The sequence below is a fragment of the Dongia sp. genome (assembly GCF_041918875.1).
In the GTDB taxonomy this organism is placed as follows: Bacteria; Pseudomonadota; Alphaproteobacteria; order Dongiales; family Dongiaceae; genus Dongia.
This window is the reverse complement of the sequence record NZ_JAYRUV010000008.1, coordinates 63155-85496: the sequence shown is the minus strand read 5'-3', so window position 1 is coordinate 85496 and position 22342 is coordinate 63155. Positions and strand designations below refer to the sequence as shown.

Annotated in this window: 21 protein-coding genes and 1 riboswitch; of the genes, 10 read left to right on the top strand and 11 right to left on the bottom strand. The window is 61.0% G+C overall.

The features are described from left to right. Positions 1-42: 42 nt before the first annotated feature. The gene (gene wrbA, locus ACE3TY_RS10245) at positions 43-639 is read left to right on the top strand and encodes an NAD(P)H:quinone oxidoreductase (protein WP_374652930.1); all 597 of its coding nucleotides are present in this window, start codon (positions 43-45) and stop codon (positions 637-639) included. 56 nt (positions 640-695) lie between these two features. Here wrbA and ACE3TY_RS10240 read toward each other — a convergent pair whose 3' ends face one another. Further along, positions 696-989, bottom strand: a complete 294-nt coding sequence (locus ACE3TY_RS10240; RefSeq protein ID WP_374652929.1) for a hypothetical protein — start codon at positions 987-989, stop codon at positions 696-698. Between the two features lie 31 nt (positions 990-1020). After that, positions 1021-1236, bottom strand: a riboswitch (cobalamin riboswitch). Positions 1237-1403: 167 nt separating this feature from the next. Between ACE3TY_RS10240 and ACE3TY_RS10235 the strand changes: the two genes are divergently transcribed. From ACE3TY_RS10235 to ACE3TY_RS10220, 4 genes are all read left to right on the top strand, one after another. After that, positions 1404-2591, top strand: coding sequence for a phosphoserine transaminase (locus tag ACE3TY_RS10235; RefSeq protein WP_374652928.1), 1188 nt, complete (start codon positions 1404-1406; stop codon positions 2589-2591). 3 nt (positions 2592-2594) lie between these two features. Next, positions 2595-4175 carry a phosphoglycerate dehydrogenase gene (gene serA / locus ACE3TY_RS10230; protein ID WP_374652927.1) on the top strand — a complete coding sequence of 527 codons (1581 nt, stop codon included), beginning with the start codon at positions 2595-2597 and terminating at the stop codon, positions 4173-4175. A gap of 192 nt (positions 4176-4367) precedes the next feature. Beyond that, complete coding sequence (locus ACE3TY_RS10225) at positions 4368-4709, top strand: hypothetical protein (RefSeq protein ID WP_374652926.1); 342 nt, start codon at positions 4368-4370, stop codon at positions 4707-4709. A 209-nt stretch (positions 4710-4918) separates the two neighbouring features. Continuing rightward, positions 4919-5938, top strand: a complete 1020-nt coding sequence (locus ACE3TY_RS10220) for an NAD(P)-dependent oxidoreductase (protein WP_374652925.1) — start codon at positions 4919-4921, stop codon at positions 5936-5938. Positions 5939-6112: 174 nt separating this feature from the next. Here the strand turns inward: ACE3TY_RS10220 and ACE3TY_RS10215 are convergent, their stop codons facing one another. From ACE3TY_RS10215 to ACE3TY_RS10190, 6 genes are all read right to left on the bottom strand, one after another. Beyond that, complete coding sequence (locus ACE3TY_RS10215) at positions 6113-7792, bottom strand: formate--tetrahydrofolate ligase (RefSeq protein ID WP_374652924.1); 1680 nt, start codon at positions 7790-7792, stop codon at positions 6113-6115. Positions 7793-8001: 209 nt separating this feature from the next. After that, on the bottom strand, positions 8002-8826 hold the full coding sequence (locus ACE3TY_RS10210) for a dimethylarginine dimethylaminohydrolase family protein (protein ID WP_374652923.1): 825 nt from the start codon (positions 8824-8826) through the stop codon (positions 8002-8004). A 50-nt stretch (positions 8827-8876) separates the two neighbouring features. Next, positions 8877-9929 (bottom strand): ABC transporter ATP-binding protein, encoded by a 1053-nt coding sequence (locus ACE3TY_RS10205; RefSeq protein ID WP_374652922.1) that lies wholly within the window; start codon positions 9927-9929, stop codon positions 8877-8879. Further along, positions 9922-10710: an ABC transporter permease gene (locus tag ACE3TY_RS10200; RefSeq protein ID WP_374652921.1), complete on the bottom strand. Its 789-nt coding sequence runs from the start codon at positions 10708-10710 to the stop codon at positions 9922-9924. Before ACE3TY_RS10200 ends, ACE3TY_RS10205 begins: the two co-directional genes overlap by 8 nt. Continuing rightward, positions 10710-11561, bottom strand: a complete 852-nt coding sequence (locus ACE3TY_RS10195; RefSeq protein ID WP_374652920.1) for an ABC transporter permease — start codon at positions 11559-11561, stop codon at positions 10710-10712. The genes ACE3TY_RS10200 and ACE3TY_RS10195 overlap by 1 nt, the downstream gene beginning before the upstream one ends. Before the next feature lie 164 nt (positions 11562-11725). Beyond that, a complete protein-coding gene (locus ACE3TY_RS10190) occupies positions 11726-12814 on the bottom strand; it encodes a PotD/PotF family extracellular solute-binding protein (protein ID WP_374652919.1) in 1089 nt (362 codons plus the stop codon). Positions 12815-12908: 94 nt separating this feature from the next. On the opposite strand from ACE3TY_RS10190, the gene ACE3TY_RS10185 reads away from it, so the two are divergent. Further along, positions 12909-13550, top strand: a complete 642-nt coding sequence (locus tag ACE3TY_RS10185; protein ID WP_374652918.1) for a TetR/AcrR family transcriptional regulator — start codon at positions 12909-12911, stop codon at positions 13548-13550. An 11-nt stretch (positions 13551-13561) separates the two neighbouring features. Beyond that, positions 13562-14296, top strand: coding sequence for an MBL fold metallo-hydrolase (locus ACE3TY_RS10180; RefSeq protein WP_374652917.1), 735 nt, complete (start codon positions 13562-13564; stop codon positions 14294-14296). An 11-nt stretch (positions 14297-14307) separates the two neighbouring features. On the opposite strand, the gene ACE3TY_RS10175 is transcribed toward ACE3TY_RS10180, so the two are convergent. Then, a complete protein-coding gene (locus ACE3TY_RS10175) occupies positions 14308-15492 on the bottom strand; it encodes a pyridoxal phosphate-dependent aminotransferase (protein WP_374652916.1) in 1185 nt (394 codons plus the stop codon). Positions 15493-15724: 232 nt separating this feature from the next. Between ACE3TY_RS10175 and speB the strand changes: the two genes are divergently transcribed. Next, positions 15725-16693 carry an agmatinase gene (gene speB / locus ACE3TY_RS10170; RefSeq protein ID WP_374652915.1) on the top strand — a complete coding sequence of 323 codons (969 nt, stop codon included), beginning with the start codon at positions 15725-15727 and terminating at the stop codon, positions 16691-16693. A 98-nt stretch (positions 16694-16791) separates the two neighbouring features. On the opposite strand, the gene ACE3TY_RS10165 is transcribed toward speB, so the two are convergent. Together ACE3TY_RS10165 and ACE3TY_RS10160 are read right to left on the bottom strand one after the other, a co-directional pair. After that, positions 16792-17286, bottom strand: coding sequence for a cytochrome c (locus tag ACE3TY_RS10165; RefSeq protein WP_374652914.1), 495 nt, complete (start codon positions 17284-17286; stop codon positions 16792-16794). Between the two features lie 210 nt (positions 17287-17496). Then, positions 17497-17964 (bottom strand): DUF992 domain-containing protein, encoded by a 468-nt coding sequence (locus ACE3TY_RS10160; protein WP_374652913.1) that lies wholly within the window; start codon positions 17962-17964, stop codon positions 17497-17499. A 215-nt stretch (positions 17965-18179) separates the two neighbouring features. Here ACE3TY_RS10160 and ACE3TY_RS10155 point away from each other — a divergent pair, with 215 nt between their 5' ends. Both ACE3TY_RS10155 and ACE3TY_RS10150 read left to right on the top strand, forming a co-directional pair. Continuing rightward, the gene (locus ACE3TY_RS10155; RefSeq protein ID WP_374652912.1) at positions 18180-19100 is read left to right on the top strand and encodes a LysR substrate-binding domain-containing protein; all 921 of its coding nucleotides are present in this window, start codon (positions 18180-18182) and stop codon (positions 19098-19100) included. A gap of 91 nt (positions 19101-19191) precedes the next feature. Continuing rightward, a complete protein-coding gene (locus tag ACE3TY_RS10150; RefSeq protein WP_374652911.1) occupies positions 19192-20124 on the top strand; it encodes a dimethylarginine dimethylaminohydrolase family protein in 933 nt (310 codons plus the stop codon). A 93-nt stretch (positions 20125-20217) separates the two neighbouring features. Here ACE3TY_RS10150 and ACE3TY_RS10145 read toward each other — a convergent pair whose 3' ends face one another. After that, positions 20218-22323 carry a PAS domain S-box protein gene (locus tag ACE3TY_RS10145; RefSeq protein ID WP_374652910.1) on the bottom strand — a complete coding sequence of 702 codons (2106 nt, stop codon included), beginning with the start codon at positions 22321-22323 and terminating at the stop codon, positions 20218-20220. Positions 22324-22342: the final 19 nt, after the last annotated feature.

Genomic DNA, 22342 nt, shown 5'->3' with positions numbered 1-22342 from the left:
ATGATCGCGAGACTCCCCCTCCCCAACCAGCCTGAGGCATTCATGACCAAAGTTCTCGTTCTTTATTATTCGACTTACGGCCATATCGAGAAGATGGCGGAAGCCGTCGCAGAGGGTGTTCGTAAGGCTGGCGCAGATGTCACTCTAAAACGCGTGCCCGAACTGGTGCCGGAAGATATCGCCAAGGCCAGCCATTTCAAGCTCGACCAGAAGGCGCCGATCGCCAAGGTCGACGAACTGCCGGAATATGACGCCATCATTTTTGGTGCCCCGACCCGCTTCGGCGTCGCCGCGTCGCAGATGCGCAACTTCCTCGACCAGACCGGCGGCCTCTGGGCCAAGGGCGCCCTGGTCGGCAAGGTCGGCAGCGTGTTCACCTCATCGGCAACCCAGCATGGCGGTCAGGAGACCACCATCACCTCTTTCCACGCGACCCTGCTGCACCATGGCATGGTGATCGTCGGTCTGCCTTACTCCTGCGCCGCGCAGATGGGTGTCGATGAAATCAAGGGCGGATCGCCTTATGGCGCCAGCACGATCGCTAATGGCGACGGTAGCCGCCAGCCTTCGGAACAGGAACTCGGCATGGCGCGGTTTCAGGGCGAACATGTCGCCAAGATCGCGGCGAAGCTGAAGTAGACTACCCGGGCATGCTGAAGACGGCGGCCGCATGCGTAGCGGCCGCCGTTTTCGTTTCAATGCAGTGCCCGCCGCTTTGGGTTTGCCATGCGCGCCAACCGCTCCTGCGGATATTGCGCGACGATTTCGACCAATCGCATGAGTGCCGCCGAAATACTGTGCTGCTGGTCCTTGTGCTGGTGCATGATCACCAGCCGTGCCGCCTGCGCCGGGTCCAGGCCAGAGGGCAGGCCCATCACCCAAGCCAGCAGTTTCAGTTGCACCGGCTCGTTCGCCTGGGTGTCGAGGGCGACAAGCGACGCATTTAGTTTGGCGCCATCAAGGGAAATATCGGAAGCGAGATTCATCATCCACCTCTGCCGGGCCCGCCGCCCGGTCGCATGAGTTACAACAGGCGATGGCAGGTCTCCTGGCTCGCGGATCGTCGCTTCCTACCGGCCTTCCCGGAACGGCTTGGCGTTCCAGTGGCGATTTCGGCAGAGAGCTCACCGCTCACAGTTGCGGGGGCAGCCGCGGTATTGCACCGCGTTCCCTATTAATCCCGAGCCCGATCAGCAAAGCTGCCGGACTCAAGGAACCATCGCGGCCGAAGCTAGTTCAGCGCGACGCCAAAGGCAAAGGTCGAAACGCCACGCCCCGGCTTCCTTTCCAACCGTTCAAGAAGCGACGCTTTCTATTCCCTGCTTGACATCACCTACCCTATCGGCGATATCGACCCCGGGCCACGCTCCCCCAACGGAGTGCTTCGTTCTGAAAGGAACGCCATGACTAGACCGCTCCAGCGGCCGATTCGGCCGCTATTTTCATCCGGTCCCTGCGCCAAGCGTCCCGGCTGGACCCCCGCCTTCCTCGAAAATTCAGACCTGAAAACGGCGACTCTCGGACGTTCGCACCGCTCGAAGGCTGGCAAGGACCGGCTGGCCGCGGTCATCGAGCGGTCGCGTCGCATCCTCGATATTCCGGCCGATTACCGTCTTGGCATCGTGCCCGCGTCGGACACCGGTGCCGTCGAGATGGCCTTGTGGTCGTTGCTCGGACCCCAACCCATTACCGTGCTGGCTTTCGAAAGCTTCAGCGAGGAATGGGCCGGCGACATCATCAATGAACTTCATCTGCCGACAACCGTTCGTCGCGCCGCATATGGCGCATTGCCGGATCTCGCCGGTATCGATCCGGCCGACGACATCGTTTTTGCCTGGAATGGCACCACGTCCGGCGTCCGCGTGCCGCATGCCGACTGGATCTCCGATGCTCGCACGGGCCTTGCCATCTGCGATGCGACATCGGCTGTCTTCGCCATGGATATCCCCTGGCCGAAACTCGATGTGGTGACGTGGTCCTGGCAGAAGGTACTGGGCGGCGAAGGCGGCCACGGCATGCTGGCTCTGTCGCCGCGCGCCGTTGCACGGCTGCAGTCCTACAAGCCGGCCTGGCCCTTGCCGAAGATCTTCCGCCTTGCCAAGGGCGGCAAGCTGATCGAGGGTATCTTCAAGGGTGAAACGATCAACACACCGTCGATGCTGTGCGTCGAAGACCAGCTCGATGCATTGCATTGGGCCGAATCGGTCGGCGGACTGACAGGATTGATCGCGCGCAGCGAAGGCAATGCCAAAGTCATTGCCGATTGGGTCGCCAAATCCGACTGGGCCGATTTCCTGGCGCAGGATCCGGCGACGCGCTCATGCACCAGCGTCTGCCTGAAGATCAAGGATTCCTGGTTCACGTCGCTGGACAAGGACGATCAGCAGACGGTCGCCAAGGACATTGTCAGCCTGCTCGAAAAGGAATCGGTCGGCCTCGACATAGGCGCCTATCGCGACGCGCCGGCGGGCCTCCGCATCTGGTGCGGCGCCACCGTCGAGCGCGGCGACGTGGAATCGCTGCTGCCCTGGCTCGACTGGGCCTATGCCACCGTCAAACAGAATGCGACCCCGATCGCCAAGGAAGCCTAACTCATGCCCAAAGTTCTCATATCCGATGAATTGTCGCCGGCCGCCGTACAGATCTTCAAGGAACGGGGCATCGAGGTTGTCGAAAAGACCGGCATGAAACCCAAGGAACTTGCCGAGATGATCGGCGCATTCGACGGTCTTGCCCTGCGTTCGGCCAGCAAGGCAACCGCCGACGTTCTGGCGGCGGCCAAGAATCTCAAGGTCGTCGGCCGCGCCGGCATTGGCGTCGACAATATCGACATCAAGGCGGCGACCGCACGCGGTATCTGTGTCATGAACACGCCGTTCGGCAACAACATCACCACGGCCGAACATTCGGTCGCCATGATGATGGCACTGGCTCGGCATATCCCCGAAGCCAATGCCTCCACCCATGCCGGCAAATGGGAGAAGTCCCGCTTCGTCGGCGTCGAGCTTTACGCCAAGACCCTTGGCTTGGTGGGCTGCGGCAATATCGGTTCGATCGTTGCCGACCGCGCGCAAGGACTGAAGATGAAGGTCATCGCCTATGACCCCTTCCTCTCGCCCGAGCGTGCGGTAGATCTGGGCGTCGAGAAGGTGGATCTCGACACCCTCTTCGCTCGTGCCGATTTCATCTCGCTGCATACGCCACTGACCGATCAGACCCGTAACATCATCGACAAGGCGGCGCTGGCCAAGTGCAAGCACGGCGTTCGCATCGTCAACTGTGCCCGCGGCGGACTGATCGTTGAGGAAGACCTCAAGGCAGCGCTGGACAGCGGCCAGGTAGCCGGAGCGGCGCTCGACGTCTTCCCTACGGAACCGGCGACCGAAAACATCCTTTTCGGGCACCCCAACGTCGTCTGCACGCCCCATCTTGGCGCGTCGTCGACCGAGGCGCAGCTCAACGTGGCTATCCAGGTGGCAGAGCAGATGTCGGACTTTCTGCTGCATGGCGCCGTCACCAACGCGCTCAACATGCCTTCGGTGACGGTCGAAGAGGCGCCCAGGCTCAAGCCCTATATGAAGCTCGCCGACCAGCTCGGCGCCTTTGCGGGCCAGGCGACCGAAACCGGCATCATGAAGGTGATTGTCGAATATGAAGGCCAGGTGGCTGCGCTGAACACGCGCCCGCTTACGGCGCTCATCCTGCAGGGACTGCTGAAGCCCCAGCTCTCCGACAGCGTCAACATGGTGAACGCGCCGCTGGTCGCCAAAGAGCGGAACATCGACCTCACCGAGGTCAAGCACGATCGCGAAGGGGATTACCACACCCTCATTCGGCTCACGATCCAGTCGGAACGCTGGTCGCGCTCGATCGCGGGCACGCTTTTTGCCGACCAACGGCCGCGTGTGGTGGAGATCAAGGGCATCAAGATCGATGCGGAGCTCGGACCCCACATGCTCTACGTTACAAACGACGACAAGCCGGGCTTCATCGGCAAACTGGGCACGCTCTTGGGCGATAATGGCATCAATATCGCCACCTTCGCCCTCGGCCGCTCCGCACCGGGCGAGGATGCAATCGCATTGGTTGAAATCGATGGACCCATTCCGCCCGCCTTGCTACGCCAGGTGCAGGATCTGGCTCAGGTACAACAGGCCAAGCATTTAGTGTTCTGATAAGAAAATGCCCATTGCGGCCAAGTGGTTGGCGGGACCAGCCAGAGGCTGGATCCAGTAGCTCCACCCTTGCGGTTAACCTCTTATTATGGTTTTATCCATTTTTGAGAGGTTTCGCCGGAATCGGGGGCTCGCGCGGTTGGCGTGTGGGTTGTTGGCCGGCAATGGGTATCATTTCAAAGGGGTAGTCTCATGATGAAGATTATGTTGCCCGTTCTGGGCGCTCTGGCCTTGTCGGCTTGCGCCGTTGAGCCGCAATACGAATTGCATCAGCAGGTTTCCGGCCTGTGCGGTTCAGCTGAAACCGCGCTGTCCACTTTGAGCGGTGCCGAAACCAGCATCGCCGGCGAGATCTACAAGAGCAATCAGGTCATTGCCGTCGATCCGGCCGTAGCCGATCTGCTCGGGGGCGATTACCCGGAAATCGCGGCGGCAGGCGGCAGTGCCCCGGCCAACGATTACTGGCGCCATGTCGAGTTGCGCTGGGCCGATTACGACGCTGCCTGCATCGGCGCCCGCGCCCCGCAGCCCTGATCGGATATTTGTTTGAAGAAAGCCGCCGCCGGCCTTATGCCGCGGCGGCTTTTTTATGTCCGCCCAACAATTGCTTTTAGCTCGAATTTTCTCTTTATCATATTGATTTAACTGTAATATTTCTGTGCATGGGTATCCGTGATCCAGGCTCGGTGTTATTCTCAATACCGACTCATAGACGCGCCCGATCCGCGCCGTGGAGCCCGAAGATGCAAGACCGCAAGCTTATCCTGGTCGCCGGCCGCAACGCGGTCCTGGCACAGGAACTCGAAGAAATGCTGTGGCCCGCCGGCTTTGAGGCGTGCATGATGACAGGCATCGAGCTTGGTATTCTCGATATCGATCGCCTGCGCCGCAATCTCGAAGCCCTGGCGCCGGTCCTGATCATCAACACCATCGGCTATGCCTCCCCCGACAGTGCCGAGAACCAGCGTGTACTCACCCAGGCGCGGAGCCATTGGTCCGTCGGCGACCTCGCGGAAGCAGCGGGCACGCTTGGCATTCCCCTGCTGCACCTCTCGTCCGACCAGGTTTTCGCTGGAGATAAGTTTTCGCCCTATCTCGAGACCGATCGGCCTGACGCTATCAGCGTCTTCGGCCAGGCGCAGGCCGCCGGCGAAGCTGAAGTGGCCGCCCATTGCCGGGAGTTCACCATTCTGCGCACTGGCTGGCTGTTCGGCGCCAAGGGCCACAACATGCTCAAGACCATGCTCTCGCTGGGCCGCCGCGGTGGCCGCGTGCATGTGCCCAACGACCATATCGCAGGGCCAACACCGGTCCGCGAGCTTTGTGCCGCGCTGCGCCGCATCGGCCTGTCGCTGATCGAGCGCGAATTTTCTGGCGGCACCATCCTCCATTATTGCGGCGCGCCCGCCGCGACCTGGTTTGAATTTGCCAGCCACGCCTTGCGCCAGGCGGCCCCCTATCACAATCCGCCCGAGTTGATTCCCATCACACCGAATCGCTTTGGCGTGACTGGCGCCGCGGCAAGGCGAACGGAACTCGATTGCAGCCGCTCCCGTCATCTGCTGCAACTCGATATTCCCGATTGGCGGCGTGCCCTGGACGATTGCGTCGAGGAGATCTGCCTAGCCGAGCAGCAAGGATCAGACCCGGCATCGTTATATAGCCGGGATCCCCTGCCCTACCGGCAGCCGGTATCCGAGGATCGGCGCCGCGGCGCCCTGCCCTTCGGCATTGCCACCGACCGCCGCCGCGCTGGTCGCTAAACCGGCCTGACCGGATTTTCGTCGGCATACGCAGACAGAATCCGGGGATGACGGAGTAAAGCGGACGATTCCGCGCAGCCCCGGAGCACTCCAATCGCGGAAAGAAAAGTGGGCGCGGGCAAGAAAAAGCCGGCGTTTCCGCCGGCTTTCTACTCTTCGCGAATTGTCGCCCGCTTAGAACAGGCCTTCAACTTCGCCCTTGTCGTTGAGGCGAATGTGGTTGGCCGAAGGGACGCGCGGCAGGCCCGGCATGGTCATGATTTCGCCGCAGACGACGACAATGAACTCGGCGCCGGCCGACAAGCGAATCTCGCGGATCGGCACAACATGGTTCGACGGCGCGCCCTTGAGGTTCGGATCGGTCGAGAAGCTGTACTGCGTCTTGGCCATGCAGACCGGATAGTGACCGAAGCCCATCTTCTCGAACTCGGCGAAGCGGTCGCGCACCGCCTTGTCGGCGATGATACCCTGTGCGCCGTAGAGCGACTGAGCAATCGTGCGGGTCTTGTCCCACAACGTCATGTCGTCGGGATAAAGCGGCTTGAAATTGCTGCCGGCATCCGCGAGCTTCACCACGGCGTGAGCAAGCTTTTCGGTTCCTTCCGAGCCGAGCGCCCAATGGTTGCACTCGATCGCTTCCGAACCCAGTTCGGCGCAGAGCTGACGCACGGCATCGAGCTCGGCATCCGTGTCGGCAACGAAACGGTTGATCGCGACAATTGCCGGCACGCCGAACTTCTTCACATTTTCGATGTGACGGGCAAGGTTCTCTCCGCCTTTCTTAACGGCCGCGACGTTTTCCTTGCCGAGATCTTCCTTGGCAACGCCGCCATGCATCTTCAGGGCGCGGACGGTGGCGACGATAACCGCCGCCGCCGGCTTCAATCCGGCCTTGCGACATTTGATGTCGAAGAATTTTTCAGCGCCGAGATCGGCACCGAAACCGGCTTCGGTCACGACATAATCGGCCAGCTTCAGCGCGGTCGTCGTGGCGATCACCGAGTTGCAGCCATGGGCGATATTGGCAAACGGACCGCCATGGATGAAGGCCGGGTTGTTCTCCAGCGTCTGCACGAGATTGGGCGCGATCGCATCCTTCAGCAGAACGGTCATGGCGCCGTCGGCCTTGAGGTCGCGGGCATAGATCGGCTTCTTGTCGCGCGTATAGCCAACGATGATGTTGCCGAGGCGCTTGGTGAGATCGGCAAGATCGGTCGAAAGACAGAAGATCGCCATGACTTCCGAGGCGACGGTGATGTCGAAACCATCCTCGCGCGGAAAGCCGTTGGAAACGCCGCCCAGCGAATTGGTGATCTGGCGGAGCGCCCGGTCGTTCATATCCATGACGCGGCGCCAAGTGACGCGGCGGGTGTCGAAGGCCAGCTCGTTGCCCCAATAGATATGATTGTCGATGAGGGCCGAGAGCAGGTTGTGCGCCGAACCGATGGCGTGGAAATCGCCCGTGAAATGCAGGTTGATGTCTTCCATCGGCACGACCTGGGCGTAACCGCCGCCGGCGGCGCCACCCTTTACGCCGAAGCACGGACCCAGCGAGGGTTCGCGCAGGCAGATGATGGCCTTCTTGCCGATACGGTTGAGGCCGTCGCCAAGCCCCACCGTGGTGGTCGTCTTGCCTTCGCCAGCCGGGGTGGGGTTGATCGCCGTCACCAGGATCAGCTTGCCGTCTTTCTGGCCCTTCAGCGATTTCACATAGTCCATCGAGATCTTGGCCTTGGTGTGGCCGAAGGGCAGCAGATGCTCTTCCTTGATCCCCAGTTTCGCCGCGACTTCGCGGATCGGCTTCATATTAGCTTCGCGGGCGATTTCGATATCGCTGCCGACCTTCTTCGACATGCAGATTCCCCTATGGATCAAGACGTTTAACCGGCCATCTCAGCCCTCATGGGCCCGAAGACGCGATGGCAGAGACTAGGGCCGATTCAGCCCACCCATCTGCCTGCCGGCGACGGATTTTTGTCGATTTCGCGCCGCCGTCAATGTCGCGATGGCGTCATTTTCTCATCCGTCCGGCCCGGAATTCTCATTCCGGCCCGTCAGTTAGGTTATTGACGTTCCAAGGGCCGGGTCAGGCAGGTAGGCCCGCCTTCACCCGGCACCGAGATGGCATCGGCGTCGATGACATGAACCTTGCAGCCGGCAGCCTCCATGCGCGCCTTGGTTTCGGGATTGCCCTTCACCATAACCACTTCGCGCGGCGCGATGGCCAGCACATTGCAGCCCATGCTCGCGAATTCGCTGTCCGGCACCTCGACCAGGGTCTGGCCTCGTGAAAGCAGCCATTCGCGAAACGGTATCGGCATCAGAGGCGAATAGACAAGTTGCAGATCCTTGTCCAAAGGCGAAATGACTGACATCAGATGGAAGACGTCCGTCGGCCCCTTGTAATGCGGCATGACGGCGATCTCGACATGCACATCAGGCCCGACCAGGTTCTTGAACTGACGAATGCCGGCGTCGTTGGTGCGATAGGTGCGTCCCACGGCCACGGTCTTCTCATCGAGCCAGATCAAGTCGCCGCCCTCGAGCTTCCCCTGCCCGGCGATGCTGCCCAACACCGGAATATCGGCTTCCTCGAAGAAATGGCCGTGAACCCCCGGTTCGCCCTCACGCTGTTTCTTACCCATATTGGCGAGGATTACACCCTTGGGGCAAACCGCCGCCGCATCGCGCACATAGAGGCTGTCCATAGTCAGCTTACGGTCCGGCGGCAGATAAAGGATCTCGGCGCCGACCCCTTTGATGATATCGGCAAAACGCTGATGTTCGGCCACAGCCTTCTTCATATCCGGCCGGGTGTGATAGTTGAGGTTCTTCCATTCCTTGTCGATTTTCTCATCATCGACAAAGGCTTCCGCCGGCCGGCGCATGGCAATCCGCTTTAAGCGCCCGAACTCATTGATTCCCGTGAGCATTTTACCTACCGCTGCAACAGCACGACATCCGTGCGCGCAGCATAAAGGCTCACTTCCTGGCCGGCGGTCAAGCCCGCCGAGACCGGGGCGCGCAAGATCAGGTCTTGCCCCGCGACCTTACAATGGCAACGGCAATGGGTGCCCTGGAAGGATAATTCCTCCACCCTGCCATGGCCCAGGCTGACCGAACTCGGCTGTTGGCTCGGCAGCAACTGCTCCGGACGCAAGGCAATATGGACGGCGGAGCCGACCGGGCTTTCGCCTTGCACGACAATCGGCCCCAAAGCCGTCTCGACCTTCACCTCGCCCGTATGTGCACTGACCACGCGGCCACCCAGCACATTGCTCTCGCCCATGAACTTCGCGGCAAAAAGGCTGGCCGGCCGCAAATACACGCGCGCCGGCGGCCCCATATCCTCGATGCGCCCCTTGTTCACCACGACGATGCGGTCGGCGATCGACATCGCCTCCTCCTGGTCGTGCGTGACATGGACAAAGGTGGCGCCGGAGCGCCGCTGCAGGCGCACAAGCTCTTCCTGCATCTGCCGGCGCAGAGCCAGATCAAGGGCACCCAGGGGCTCATCGAGCAGCAGAACCTTAGGTTCCACTGCCATGGCGCGCGCCAAGGCAACGCGCTGGCGCTGACCGCCGGAAAGCTGATGCACGCCGCGGCTGCCAAAGCCTTCGAGCCCGACCAGCTTCAGCATCTCGGCCGCCTTCGCCAGGCGCTCCGCCTTCGGCACCTTTCGCATCCGCAGGCCGAAGGCCACGTTGGCAGCCAGACTCATATGCGGGAACAAGGCATAATCCTGGAACACGGTCGCGGTTGGGCGCTTGGCCGGCGGCAATTCGGTTACATCCTCACCGTCGATCAGCACTTGCCCTGCGCTCGGATTGGCGAAACCGCCAATCATGTTGAGCAGCGTCGTCTTGCCGCTGCCCGACGGGCCCAGCAGCACGACGAATTCGCCGGCAGCCATTGAAAGGTCCAGGGTCTCGACAACCGTGACTCCCTCATAGCTCTTGCTGACTTGCCGCAATTCAACACGATCAAACATGACTTTTCCTTGAACGCCACAGCAGGAATTCGACCACGCCGACGGCAAGAATGGAAATGACGAAGACCAGGGTTCCGGTCGCGTTGAGCTCAGGCGACAGGCCGGATTTCAGCATGCTCCAGATGACGACCGGCAGTGTCACGTCGAACCGGCTCATCAGGAAGGCGATGACGAATTCATCCCAGGACAAAGTGGCAGCAATGAAGAAGGCCGCGAGCAGGCCCGGCCATAGCATCGGCACGGTGATTTCCAGTACCACTTGCCAATCCTTGGCACCCAGATCGTAGGCCGCACGCTCGATATTGGCCTGATGCTCGCCGAGCTGCGCATAGAGAATGGCAAAGGTCAGCGGCAGGTTGATCACGACATGGCCGATGCCGACGGCCCAAAGCGACTTGCCAAAACCCAGATAGTTGAAAGTGATCTGCAGCCCCATGCCGATGATGAGATAGGAAACTGTGATCGGCGCCATCAGCAGGAATTGATAGAAGCCGGAGAGGCGTCGTTTCTGCCGCGCCAGGGCATAGGCCGCCAGAAATCCCAGCACCGTGGCGACGAATGCTGAACCAAGACCCACCAGCAGCGAATTGCCGAGGCCATCCGTGATCTTCCGGTTCGCGAGCACCTTGGCCCACCATTTGAGGCTGGGGCCATCGAATGGCGGCACCGGCGCCATCCCGTTCTGGAACGAGAACTGGATCAGCACCAGCACGGGCAGGAAGATGAAGAGCAGTGCCAGGCCAAGATAGACCCAGGGGACCCAGAGCTTCACGGCATTCATCACACTCGCTCCATCTTCAGCCGCTTGGCAAAAAGCAGGAAGGCCGCCGTGATGACCAGCATCAGGATCATGGAGAGCGCCGAGGCAAGCGGGAAATCCGCCTGCCGGCCGATCTGCAGCATCACGGCCTGCGGGAGCAGCATCTCCTTCGATCCACCCAGGATCTGCGGCGTGATATAATCGCCGATCGCGAGCACGAAGGTGAGGAAGGCGCCAACAGAAACGCCCGGCAGGCTCAGCGGCAAGGTGATATGCCAGAAGGCTTGCCAGCCATTGGCACCGAGATCGGCCGCGGCTTTGCGGTAGCTCTCCTTGATCTGCACCAGATTGGCGTAGATGGTCAGCGTCAGCAGCATCGCGAAGAAATGGACGAAGCCCAGCACCGTCGCAAACCGGCTATTGCCCATGCCGACTGGCGTGTCGAGAATGCCCGACCACAGCAGGAACTGGTTGATGATGCCGTTCTCGGAGAGCACCAGCAGCCAGCTATAGGACCGCACCACATAGGAGGTCCAGAAAGGCAGAACGGTGAGGACCAGCACAAAGCGCTGCCAGTTCCTTGGCACCCGGTAGGCGAGGATATAGGCCAAGGGATAGGCGACCAGCACCGAGATGATCGTCGTGAGGAATGTCACCTCGATCGAATTCCACAGGGCCCCCACGAAGGTGCCGTCGGCCCGCGTCAGAAAGGCCCGATAATTGTCGAGCGTCCAGACCAGCGCAATCTTGCCCTCGATCCGCGCCGAAAAACTCATCACCAGCATGGCGATGAGCGGCAGCACGAAGAACAAGGCCGTCCACGCAAGAGCCGGGGCATGGCCCCAGCTCTTCAGGCCTGCACGTTTCTTCACTTGCGCCCCCTCACCCTAACCCTCTCCCCCGAGGGGAGAGGGAATGAGGTGCCGTCCGCATTGATCATCGATACTGAAAGTTATTGCAAAGGTCGCAACAAGCCCTTCTCCCTTCGCGGGAGAGGGGGTGGGGTGAGGGGGAATTTCAGAAGAGATACTTGAAATCACGCGCCAAGTACTTCCGTCCAGACTTCCTGCATCGCCGCATCCAGCTCCGCATCGCCGAAGAAATACGGATAGGATCTGGCGATGAATTCCGGCTGCTGGTCCCAGCGCAGGCGCTTCTTCTGCGCGTCATCGAGATTGGCTTTGGAATTCGACGGCATCGCCCAATAGCAATCCGCCGTGGCAAGCCGCCCCTGCCCTTCCGGCGAGACGATGTATTTCACGAACTCGGTCGCCAGATCCTTCTTGGTGGAATCCTTGAAGATGCCGATCGACTGCGACCAGCGCACGCCGCCTTCATCGGGCAACACCCAATCCAGTTCCGGCTTCTCGGCCATCAACCCCGCCACGGCAAACTCGCCGCCGCCGACGATGATGTCGGCCGCTCCCGTCACCAGGGCATTCTGCGTCGTCGGCACGTCACCCACCAGCGAGGCGAGCTTCTTCATCTCCACCAGCCTTTCCTTGATGGCCGGCAGATGCATCTTGGTGATCTCCTGCGGCTTGATGCCGAGTGCGATCGCCACCATTTCCATGGTCGGGATGTAATAGTCATAGATCGCGATGCGCCCGGCGAATTTCGGGTCCCACATCACCTTGGCCTGACGCGCCTCTTCCTGGCTGACCTTGGTATTGTTGAAGGCGATCGTGTTGTAGCCGAACTTTTCCGGCACGGCGTAGAGCCTGCCGTCCTTGTAATGCGAATCCGGCTGCTTCAGATCCGGGAAGATGTCGGCCCAGGGCATCTCCGCATCCGGCAGTTCGCCCAAATACCCCTTCGCGACCGCACTCATGATGTCGCCGGTATCCGCCACGAAGACATCCCAATCGCCCGGCTGGGATTGCTCGAGGATGCTATAGGCGACGCCGGGCAGATCGTATTCCTTGGTATTGATCTTGATCCCGTGCTTTTCCGCAAAGGGATCGAGCAAGGCGGCACCCGTATGGTCGCACCAGACCAGCAGATTGAGCTCGTCCGCGGCATGCGCACCTTTCGACATGAAAGACAATGAGGCAAGTGCGGCACCACCGGCCTGCAAGGCACGGCGGCGCGAAATCATGTGTCGGCCCATGGAACTGATCATCATCCGTCTCCCTCAACAATGAAGTCCAACTTTTCTTATTGCTAAAAAGGTGAATGAACTTCAAAATAAAGTCAATTCAGAATTTTCACGAGCAGCCATGACAGGTCTCCGCGAAAGACAGAAAGCCGGCCGCCGCCGCGACATCCTCGCCGCCGCCAGCCAGCTATTCCGCAAGAACGGTTTCGCCGATACATCGGTCGAAGCGATCGCAGCACTTGCCGAAGTCGGCACCGGCACGGTCTATAACTACTTTTCCTCGAAGGGCGATCTGCTGATGGCGCTGGTGGCCCTCGACGGCGAACAGGTGCGCGCCAAGGGCAAGCGCTACATCGCCAGCGTCAGCGGCGACGCCGCCACGGCCCTCTATGGCCTGCTGGCGATCTATATCGACCATTCGCTGGTGCACCTCACCAAGGAACTCTGGCGCAACGCCATGGCGACCGCGGTCACCCAGGCGGAATCCCCTTTCGGCACCGGCTATGCCGAGAACGACCGCATGCTGGCGGCTCAGGTCGGCGAGTTGGTGGCGGCGCTGCAGGCCGCCGGCAAGGTGCGGGGCGACCTCAACGCCACCACCGCCGGCGCAGCACTCTTCATCCTCGTCAATGGCCTCTTCATGCAATTCGTGGCGCGGGATAGGATGCCCAAGACGGAAATCCATGCGCGCTTGCGCGAGCAGGTTGCCATCTTCGTCGGCGGCCTCAGTGAAAGCAGCGGACCGCAAAGGAAGCGCGCCTGATTGGAGACAAGATGAGGATCGCCACGCCCGATACCTGGTATGCCACGCACGCGATGAATGATGGCATCACCTGGATCTACGAGCCCTTTATCAAGGAATATTACCGCTGCAACATCTGGCATGTGCGCGGTCGGGACCGGGACCTCTTGATCGATTCCGGCATGGGCGTCGTCTCCCTGCGCGAGCAGGTGGCGCAATTAGCCGAACGTCCGGTGCTGGCAATCGCCTCGCACACCCATTTCGACCATATCGGGACCCATCACGAGTTTGCCGAGCGCGCGGTGCATCCAGCCGAAGCCGATATACTCGCGCACCCCACGCGCGACAACACCTTCGCCAACAAATATGTCGCTGACGATTCCATCTTCACCGCCTTGCCGCCCGGCAGTTGGAACCCGCTCCGCTATGAGGTCAAGGCGGCGCCCGCCCAGACCTTGCTTGAGGAAGGCAGTGTGGTCGATACCGGTGACCGGTCATTCGAGGTCTTTCACCTGCCCGGCCATTCCGACGGCTCGATCGCGCTTTATGAACGCGCCACCGAAACACTTTTCGCCGGCGATGTCATCTATGACGGCGAACTCGCTTACGATAGCGGGAACGCAGCCGAAATGCGTCTCTATGTCGACAGCATGAAGCGGTTACTGAACCTGCCGGTCCGCATCGTCCATGGCGGCCATTATCCCAGCTTCGGCCAGGACCGCATGCGAACGATCATCCAGGATTTCCTGGGTGACTTCGACCGGTGACCTTTGGCGCGTTAAGCCACCTTTTCCATCAACCCGCGCGTGAAGTCGGCGATGCGGCGGCAGGCTTCCATCAAATTCTTCTCGTCGATGGCGAAGGAGATGCGCACATGGCCTTCGGCGCTCGGCCCGAAAGCCGTGGCATCGAGCGTCGAAACGCCCGTGGCGCGGAACAGAGCCCAGGAAAATTCGTGCCCGCTCATGCCCGTGCCGCGCACGTCGGCCAGCATGAACATGCCGGCGGCCGGGCTGCGGCAGACGATGCCGGGCAACTGGCTCAACGCCGCCACCGCCATGTCGCGGCGACGGCGATATATCTCGCGCATCTCGGCCACTTCCGGAATGTCGCGTTCCAGCGCCATCGCCGATGCGTTCTGGATGAAGGGCGGCAGGCCATAAAGGTTGGCCAGGCCCAGATTGCCGACATGCTGGATGAGTTCGGCGGGACCCGCCACCCAGCCAAAGCGCCAACCGGTCATGGCATGCGATTTGGAGAGGCTGCTCACGGTCGCCGTCCGCTCCGCCATGCCCGGCAGGCCGCAGATGCTGACATGCTCGCCGTCGAAAACCAGCGTGCTGTAAACCTCGTCGGCAACGACCCAAAGGTCGTTCTCGCGCGCCACGGCGGCAATGCCTTCGAGTTCGGCGCGGCTGAGCGTGACGCCGGTCGGGTTGCTGGGCGTCGCAAAGAAGATCGCGCGCGTCTTCGGCGTGACCGCCCGTTTCAGATCGGCAATGTCGAGATGGAAGTTGTTCTCCGCCTTCAGCGGCACGCGCGCCAGGCTGGCACCGCTCGCCTGGATGGTCGCTTCGTAGGTGACATACATGGGCTCGAGAACGATCGCCTCGTCACCTGGATCGAGGATGGTCATCGCCACGGCGAACAGGCCGCTCTGACAGCCAGACATGATGGCGACATTGTCGACGCCGATCTTCTGCCCGGTCGTCCGCGAATGCTGCGCGGCCACCGCTTCACGCGCGCGCGGCAGGCCCAGAATGTCGGCATAGTGCGTGTCGCCGCTGCGCAGCAGGCGTACGGCCTCTTCGGTAATGGCCTTGGGCGTATCCAGATCCGGATCGCCGATGGAGAGAATGATGACGTCCTTGCCAGCGCGCATCTGCGTCAACGCTTCGACATGAAGGTCCCAGGCGGCAGCTCCCTCACCGGCAACGCGATCGGTCAATTGTGCAAAGCGCATGATGAATCCCCAACAGAAGCGGCACGATTTGAATTTTGTGCCCGTTGTTTCGAGCAAGGAGTAAAGTCCACCAGACACCTGGTCAAGTCGTGTGTTTTCAAGCAGTTGAAAGGCGAACGCATGGCGCGAAAGCGCATGCTAAAATGATCATCGATCGGCGTTTCGACAGCGTTGGCGGCGTTTCGCCACTTGCGCCGGAAAGCCACCACTACTCCGACAAATGAGGCAGAGCATGAACAAGGTTCCCCAGGACAAGGTCTTCCATCAGCCGCTCGGCGGCAATCAGATGCCGCGCTTCGGCGGCCACGCCACCATGATGCGCCTGCCGACCAAGGAGAATGCCGCCGGCCTCGATGCCGCGTTCGTCGGTGTGCCCTTCGACATCGGCACCTCGAACCGCGCCGGCGCGCGTTTCGGCCCACGCCAGATCCGTGCCGAATCCTGCCTCATCCGTCCCTACAATATGGCAACGCGTGCAGCGCCCTTCGACAGCCTCAGCGTTGCCGACATTGGCGATGTCGCCATCAACACCTTCAATCTGCAAAAGAGCATGGGCATCATAGAGGCCGCCTATGACGACATCCTCGGTCACAATTGCGTGCCGCTGACCATGGGTGGCGACCACACCATCGCCCTCCCCATCCTGCGCGCGATGAAGAAGAAGTATGGCGCGGTCGGCATGGTGCATATCGACGCCCACGCCGACATCAACAATTCGATGTTCGGCGAACCGGTTGCCCACGGCACACCGTTCCGCCGCGCGGTCGAGGAAGGTTTGCTCGACGGCAAGCGCGTGGCGCAGATCGGCCTGCGCGCAACCGGCTATGCGGCCGAGGATTTCGACTGGCCGCGCGCGCAAGGCTTCCGCGTCGTCCAGGCTGAGGAGTGCTGGTACAAATCGCTGACACCGCTGATGGCGGAAATCCGCGCCCAGTTGGGCAAGGGTCCGGTCTATCTCAGCTTCGACATTGACGGCCTCGACCCTTCCTCGGCGCCCGGCACCGGCACGCCGGAAATCGGCGGCCTCACCACCATCCAGGGGATCGAGATTATCCGTGGCTGCCGCGGGCTCGACCTCGTCGGCTGCGATCTCGTCGAGGTCTCGCCGCCCTACGATCCCACCGGCAACACCGCGTTGCTGGCGGCCAACCTGCTCTACGAAATGCTCTGCGTGCTGCCGGGCGTGAAGTATCGGGTGTGACCGCGCCCGCTTGAGAGTGTGGATGGCCGGGTCAAGCCCGGCCATGACGATCATATCTATCCCCGGGCCCTGTCGGCGCATGCCAATTGATTGATGCCCTACTTCGGCATCACCACACTCATATAAGGTGCCGTCGGCTTTTCCTGCACGCCGAAGGGACCCGGCACCGCATGCTCGACCGCCGGCAGAGTACGCAGATAGGCGGCCAGCGAGGCGGCATCGTCCTTGCTGATATGGCCATAGGACATCCACGGCATCGCCGGTGCCAACTGCCTGCCATCCGGCCGCACGCCTGTCGTGAAGGCCGCAATGATCTGCTCATCCGTCCAGTCGCCGAGGCCGGTCTTCTTGTCCGGCGTCAGGTTGGGCGGATAGAACACGCCGAGCCCCGGAACCTCAAAGCCGATATCCGAACCGGAAAGCGGCGTCTCCAGATTTGGCTTGGGACTGAAGGCACCGGTATTGTGGCAGCCGCCGCAATCCATGATGCGGCTGAGATATTCGCCGCGCGTGGTGCTGACGTCCGCTTCGGCCTGTGTGGCCGTGACGGCCAATAGGGCACCAACCAGCAGGGCTGGCATTGCATGATTCATGTGACTTGCTCCTGGAAGACCCGGCCCTGGCGACTTCCGCTCGGCCGGGCTACGCGGCGTCTGTCTAATCCTTTGCCGGCGCTGGGCAAACTTAAGACAATACTAAAAGGCGTGTGCACCGTCACAATTTACGGTTCACCCGCAAAGAAAAAGGGCCGCGACTTGCATCGCGACCCTCTTTCATTTGTCTGACCAGACCTCAGGGCGCGCTTAGATACCCGGACGCAGGTTGATCTGCGCCACACCGGCGGCGACGTTGATGCCGACGCTGCCCTGGACACTCACCGGCTGCAGGGCGATCTGGCTGTTGCCGCCACCGACCAGCACATTGGCGCCAAGGCCGAGGCCCGCCGCAACATCGGCGGTGGCGCCACCGTAATTGCCCGCCAAGGCACCCGGCGCGACATTACCGGGGGCGAAAACGACCCAGATCATATGCGCTTCCTTGGTAAAGCCGATATCGACGCCATACTTGTTGATCTCGCCGTTGTAGGCTTCGGCCGAACCGTCGGCGCGGGTGAACACACAGGACATCGTCTTCGATGAACCGAAGATGAAGCCCATGCCGCCGGCAACGTTGCAACTCAACGAACCGACATTGACGCCCCCCGCCGAGAAAGCCGGGGCAGCGGAAATCATCAGCGCCGCGGCAGCGGCGATCAGGCTAGCAACTTTCATTTTTGAAGCTCCCATGAATGAAAAGTGTCCGTCGCCCGTCCGCGGCGGTGAAAGCAATCTAGCACCGGGCACTCGAATCTCCCAGACGAGACGCGCCCGAACGCTGTGACGCTCCTCACAAAGCCTTAATTTCAGCGGCTTTATGGAGCGCTGGACAGAAGCGGCCATTCCATGAACTATCCGAGAGAACATTTTCTTAACGAGCCGCCAGAACCTTGCAGAAACGCCATCTTCCACCCTTGAACGCCTTGCGCACCTTCGAAGCAGCCGCCCGCCACCTGCACATGGGCAAGGCCGCGGACGAACTCGGCGTGACCCACGGCGCTGTCTCCAAGCAGATCGTCAATCTCGAAGACCAGTTGGGCTTCCCTCTCTTCAACCGTCTCGGCAACCGCCTTGCCCTTACCGGCCAGGGGCAGAAGCTCCTCAAGGCAGCGGCCAATGCCTTCGACCAATTGGGTTATGCGATCGCCCGGCTGGAAGGCGAGGCGATTGCCGGCGAATTGCGCGTCTCCGTGCCGACCGCCTTTGCGGAAAAGTGGCTCGTCCCGCGCCTTGCCAAATTCACCGATGCCGCCCCCGAGCTGAAGCTCTCCCTGCTCTCTGCCAATGCGAGCTACGATCCGGTCGGCGGCGATTTGCTCGGCGACGGCCTCGACCTCGCCGTCCGCTATGGCGAACCGGTCTGGAAAGACGGGACGGCCAGACTTCTGTCCCATGTCGGCTCCTTCCCGGTCTGCAGTCCCCTGCTCGTCTCCACGGGGCCGGGTTTGGCGACGCCGAACGAGTTGCTGCAGCACACGCTGCTGCTGGACGATCCGCAGGGGGTCAACTGGCGCCGCTGGCTCGCGCGCGCCGGCCTCGGCAATGCGGAGCTGAAACGCACGCTCTATTTCCAGGATTTCAATCTGCTGTTGGCGGCGGCCAAACAGGGGCTGGGCCTCTGTCTCGCCGACCGGATCACCGCGGGCGAGGATCTGGCGCGCGGTCGTCTGCTGCGTCCATTCCGCCAATCAATCGAGCATCTGGGTGCCTATTTCATTGTCCTGCCGGCCTTGCTTTCCCCGGCAGCCCGCGCTTTCGCCGATTGGCTGGAAGCGGAAATCGACCTCACTTTGGCCGACCCTGTGAATTAAAGTCGACGAAGCTCCCAGATTTACTCCCTGGGCCGCATCCGGGCGACACTGTTATTCTTCCGTCCCTCGCGATCAGACAGGGAACGAGCCGATGACCAGCATTTCAGCACCCCTTCGCGGCCGCGTCGTTGGCGGCGGCACGCCGCTCATGAAGAAATGGAATCTCGCCTCGGAATCCGGGGCCCTCAAAGACGTGCTGCTCGGGCCGGCCGAAGGCTTCCGCTGGATGGGGCTGGAGAACGCCGCTTGGTCGTCGCTGGTGCGCGACACCATGCGCAAGGGCTACAAATTCGACAAGCAACTCGCCATGCGCCAGCACCGCGAGATGGTCAGCGCCTATGAAAGCGCTGGCGTCAATTGCCACTTCCTGCCGCTGGACGAGCATAATCCCTATCAGGTCTATGCCCGCGATTCTTCTTTCATGACGCCCTATGGCGCCGTCATCTGCCAGATGGCCAATCCGCGCCGGCGCGGCGAATACGCCTCATGCCTGCGCTTCTATCTGGAGAATGATATTCCGATCTACGACATGGTGAGTTCGGGCAATTTCGAAGGCGGCGATTTCAACATCATCGCCAACAAGACCGCCCTCATCGGCTACACGGACCACCGCTCCGAGGAAATCTCCGCCCGCCAGATTTCGGAATGGATGAAGGACGAGGGCTGGGAAATCAAATTCGCGCCGATCGACCAGTTCTACGTCCATATCGATCTGATGGTCTGCATGCTGAACGAGCGTGTAGCTGCGGTTTGCCTCGAGACGACTGAGGATGACATTATCGACTTCCTGAAAGCCAAGAAGATCGAGATCATCCCGGCGACCTTCAAGGAAACCATGGCGCTGGGCTGCAATGTCGTGGCCTTGGGCAAGGATCGCATTCTCTCGACGCTCGGTGCCAAGGATTTGAACGCCAAGCTCCGCGCCAACGGCTTCACCGTCTACGACCCGGACATGACCATGTTCACCTGGGCCGGCGGCGGCGTCCACTGCATGTGCCAGCCCTTGAACCGCGAAGCGGCCTGAAATCATTGCTGAACCAATCCCTCTCGCACCCGCGCAGAGGGATTGATTGGTGCAAGGCTTCGCCGGCCCGATCCATCCCCGCCATTGGACAGATCACGCGCTCTCCGGACGCAGTATCAGGCCCGCCAGAACGTCCATCAATTTGTGGGGATCGACCGGCTTGCTGACATAATCGTCCATGCCGGCGGCAATGTAGCGTTCCCGGTCGCCGGGCATCGCATTCGCGGTCAGAGCCACGATCGGCAGACGCGCCGCGCGCGAATTCAAATGACGGATCTCACGTGTCGCCGTGGGACCGTCCATCACGGGCATCTGCACGTCCATCAGAATGGCGTCGAAATCCTGGATGCCAGCTATTCTTACCGCCTCCACGCCATTGTCCACGATGGTTACCTGATGGCCCAGGGATTCCAGAATGGCCCGCATGAGGAACTGGTTGGTCGTATTGTCCTCAGCCACCAGCAACCTCAGCGACCGCTCTTCCAGCGTCTGACCGCCCAAGGTTTTCAGGTCAGGCGCTCTACCGACCTGCATCGGTATCTTGAACCAGAAAGTGCTGCCGACGCCGAACTGACTTTCGACGCCGATCTCGCCGCTCATCAGTTCCGTCAGTTGCTTGCAGATGGCAAGGCCCAATCCCGTGCCGCCATAGCGGCGCGTCGTCGATTGTTCGGCCTGCGCAAATCGATTGAACAGGCGCTTCGTCGATTCCTGGTCGATGCCAATTCCCGTGTCCTTGACCCAAACCAGCAAGCAGACTCCAGCATCGCCCAAGCAGCTGCAATCGACCTGCAGCGAAACGGACCCATGCAAGGTGAACTTGATTGCGTTGGAGATGAGATTGACGACAATCTGCCGAATGCGGTGAGCATCGCCTTTCAGGAAACGCGGCAATTGAGGCGCCAGCGCGCAATGAAGATCCACGCCCTTTGCCAGGGCCGATGGGCGCAATAATCCGACGACATCGGTCATCAATTCCCGGATATCGAAATCTGCCAGTTCCAGCTCGGTCTTGTTGGCTTCCAGCTTTGAAAGATCGAGGATATCCGTGGTGATCTGGATCAGTTCGTTTGCCGACCGCAAGGCTGTCCCCACCAGATTGGCCTGCTCCGTCGTCAGATCGGAGGATTTCAGCAAGCCGAGCACGCCGACAACGCCATTCATCGGCGTGCGGATTTCGTGGCTCATCGTGGCGAGGAAGCGCGACTTCTCGGTAACGGCCGCCTGGGCTTCGTCTCGCGCGATGGCCAGGTCTTCCAACAATGTCACCTGCCGCGCCGCTTCCATCTCGATGCGTTCATTGGCCAGTTCCAAATCGGTAAGCCGGTTCTGTAACTCGCATTGCGTCCGCGTCAAGGCCGCCTCGCGCTCGCGCCGTTCCGAAATATCGACCGCCATGCCGAGGAAACCGGTCAGTTCGCCCTCCTCATTCCGGAGTGCCGTCACGCTGAGGAGGACCGGGAAGCGGCTGCCATCCTTGCGCACATAAGTCCATTCATGCTCGCTGCGCTGGCCGGCAATCGCTTCGGCGACAAAGGCATCGAAACCTGGTTCGACAGGACGCTTCAGAGCGGCACTCAAACGCTTGGCGTGGGCTGCAATTTCACTGGGCTCGTGCATCAAAGCGGGCGTGGCGCGGCCGATGAGCTCCACTGCCGAATAGCCCAGCATCTTCTCGGCCGCGCGATTGAATATCTCGATTGTGCCGTCGGTGCGTGTTCCGATGATGGCATAGCCGGCATGATCGAGGATAGCGGTCTGCAGCTGCGAGATATCGCGGAACGCTTCTTCCGCCTGCTTGCGCTTGGTGATGTCGAAGCGGACTGCCGTATAGCCCGACAGTGCGCCGCTCTGGTCGAAAGTGGGAATGATGTGGGTATCGACCCAGTAATATCTGCCGTTCTTGGCCCGGTTGCGGATTTCGCCGCGCCATATCCGGCCGTCGGAAATGGTCCGGAACATCTCCTCGAAAAAGCGCTCCGGATGCAGGCCGGAATTCAGAATCCGATGATTGGCGCCGACCAGCTCTTCACGCGAATAACCGCTGATCTCGACAAAGAGGTCGTTAGCATAGGTGATCGTACCGTCAAGGTCCGTGATCGCGATAATGGCGACCCTGTCCGTCACCAGTTCCGGCCGCATCGACAAGACTTCACCGATTTGATCGATCGACAACCTGATGTCTTCGGAGATCTGCATTCTGCTCTACTGCAACGCG

What these genes read in the sequence shown, in the direction of transcription:
- ACE3TY_RS10180 (WP_374652917.1), top strand. Translation starts at nt 13,562, where the DNA reads ATGAGGATCGCCACGCCCGATACCTGGTATGCCACGCACGCGATGAAT.
- ACE3TY_RS10175 (WP_374652916.1), bottom strand. Translation starts at nt 15,492, where the DNA reads ATGCGCTTTGCACAATTGACCGATCGCGTTGCCGGTGAGGGAGCTGCC.
- serA (WP_374652927.1), top strand. Translation starts at nt 2,595, where the DNA reads ATGCCCAAAGTTCTCATATCCGATGAATTGTCGCCGGCCGCCGTACAG.
- ACE3TY_RS10200 (WP_374652921.1), bottom strand. Translation starts at nt 10,710, where the DNA reads ATGAATGCCGTGAAGCTCTGGGTCCCCTGGGTCTATCTTGGCCTGGCA.
- ACE3TY_RS10205 (WP_374652922.1), bottom strand. Translation starts at nt 9,929, where the DNA reads ATGTTTGATCGTGTTGAATTGCGGCAAGTCAGCAAGAGCTATGAGGGA.
- ACE3TY_RS10185 (WP_374652918.1), top strand. Translation starts at nt 12,909, where the DNA reads ATGACAGGTCTCCGCGAAAGACAGAAAGCCGGCCGCCGCCGCGACATC.
- ACE3TY_RS10210 (WP_374652923.1), bottom strand. Translation starts at nt 8,826, where the DNA reads ATGCGCCGGCCGGCGGAAGCCTTTGTCGATGATGAGAAAATCGACAAG.
- ACE3TY_RS10160 (WP_374652913.1), bottom strand. Translation starts at nt 17,964, where the DNA reads ATGAAAGTTGCTAGCCTGATCGCCGCTGCCGCGGCGCTGATGATTTCC.
- ACE3TY_RS10235 (WP_374652928.1), top strand. Translation starts at nt 1,404, where the DNA reads ATGACTAGACCGCTCCAGCGGCCGATTCGGCCGCTATTTTCATCCGGT.
- ACE3TY_RS10225 (WP_374652926.1), top strand. Translation starts at nt 4,368, where the DNA reads ATGATGAAGATTATGTTGCCCGTTCTGGGCGCTCTGGCCTTGTCGGCT.
- ACE3TY_RS10150 (WP_374652911.1), top strand. Translation starts at nt 19,192, where the DNA reads ATGACCAGCATTTCAGCACCCCTTCGCGGCCGCGTCGTTGGCGGCGGC.
- wrbA (WP_374652930.1), top strand. Translation starts at nt 43, where the DNA reads ATGACCAAAGTTCTCGTTCTTTATTATTCGACTTACGGCCATATCGAG.
- ACE3TY_RS10215 (WP_374652924.1), bottom strand. Translation starts at nt 7,792, where the DNA reads ATGTCGAAGAAGGTCGGCAGCGATATCGAAATCGCCCGCGAAGCTAAT.
- ACE3TY_RS10145 (WP_374652910.1), bottom strand. Translation starts at nt 22,323, where the DNA reads ATGCAGATCTCCGAAGACATCAGGTTGTCGATCGATCAAATCGGTGAA.
- ACE3TY_RS10240 (WP_374652929.1), bottom strand. Translation starts at nt 989, where the DNA reads ATGATGAATCTCGCTTCCGATATTTCCCTTGATGGCGCCAAACTAAAT.
- ACE3TY_RS10220 (WP_374652925.1), top strand. Translation starts at nt 4,919, where the DNA reads ATGCAAGACCGCAAGCTTATCCTGGTCGCCGGCCGCAACGCGGTCCTG.
- speB (WP_374652915.1), top strand. Translation starts at nt 15,725, where the DNA reads ATGAACAAGGTTCCCCAGGACAAGGTCTTCCATCAGCCGCTCGGCGGC.
- ACE3TY_RS10190 (WP_374652919.1), bottom strand. Translation starts at nt 12,814, where the DNA reads ATGATGATCAGTTCCATGGGCCGACACATGATTTCGCGCCGCCGTGCC.
- ACE3TY_RS10165 (WP_374652914.1), bottom strand. Translation starts at nt 17,286, where the DNA reads ATGAATCATGCAATGCCAGCCCTGCTGGTTGGTGCCCTATTGGCCGTC.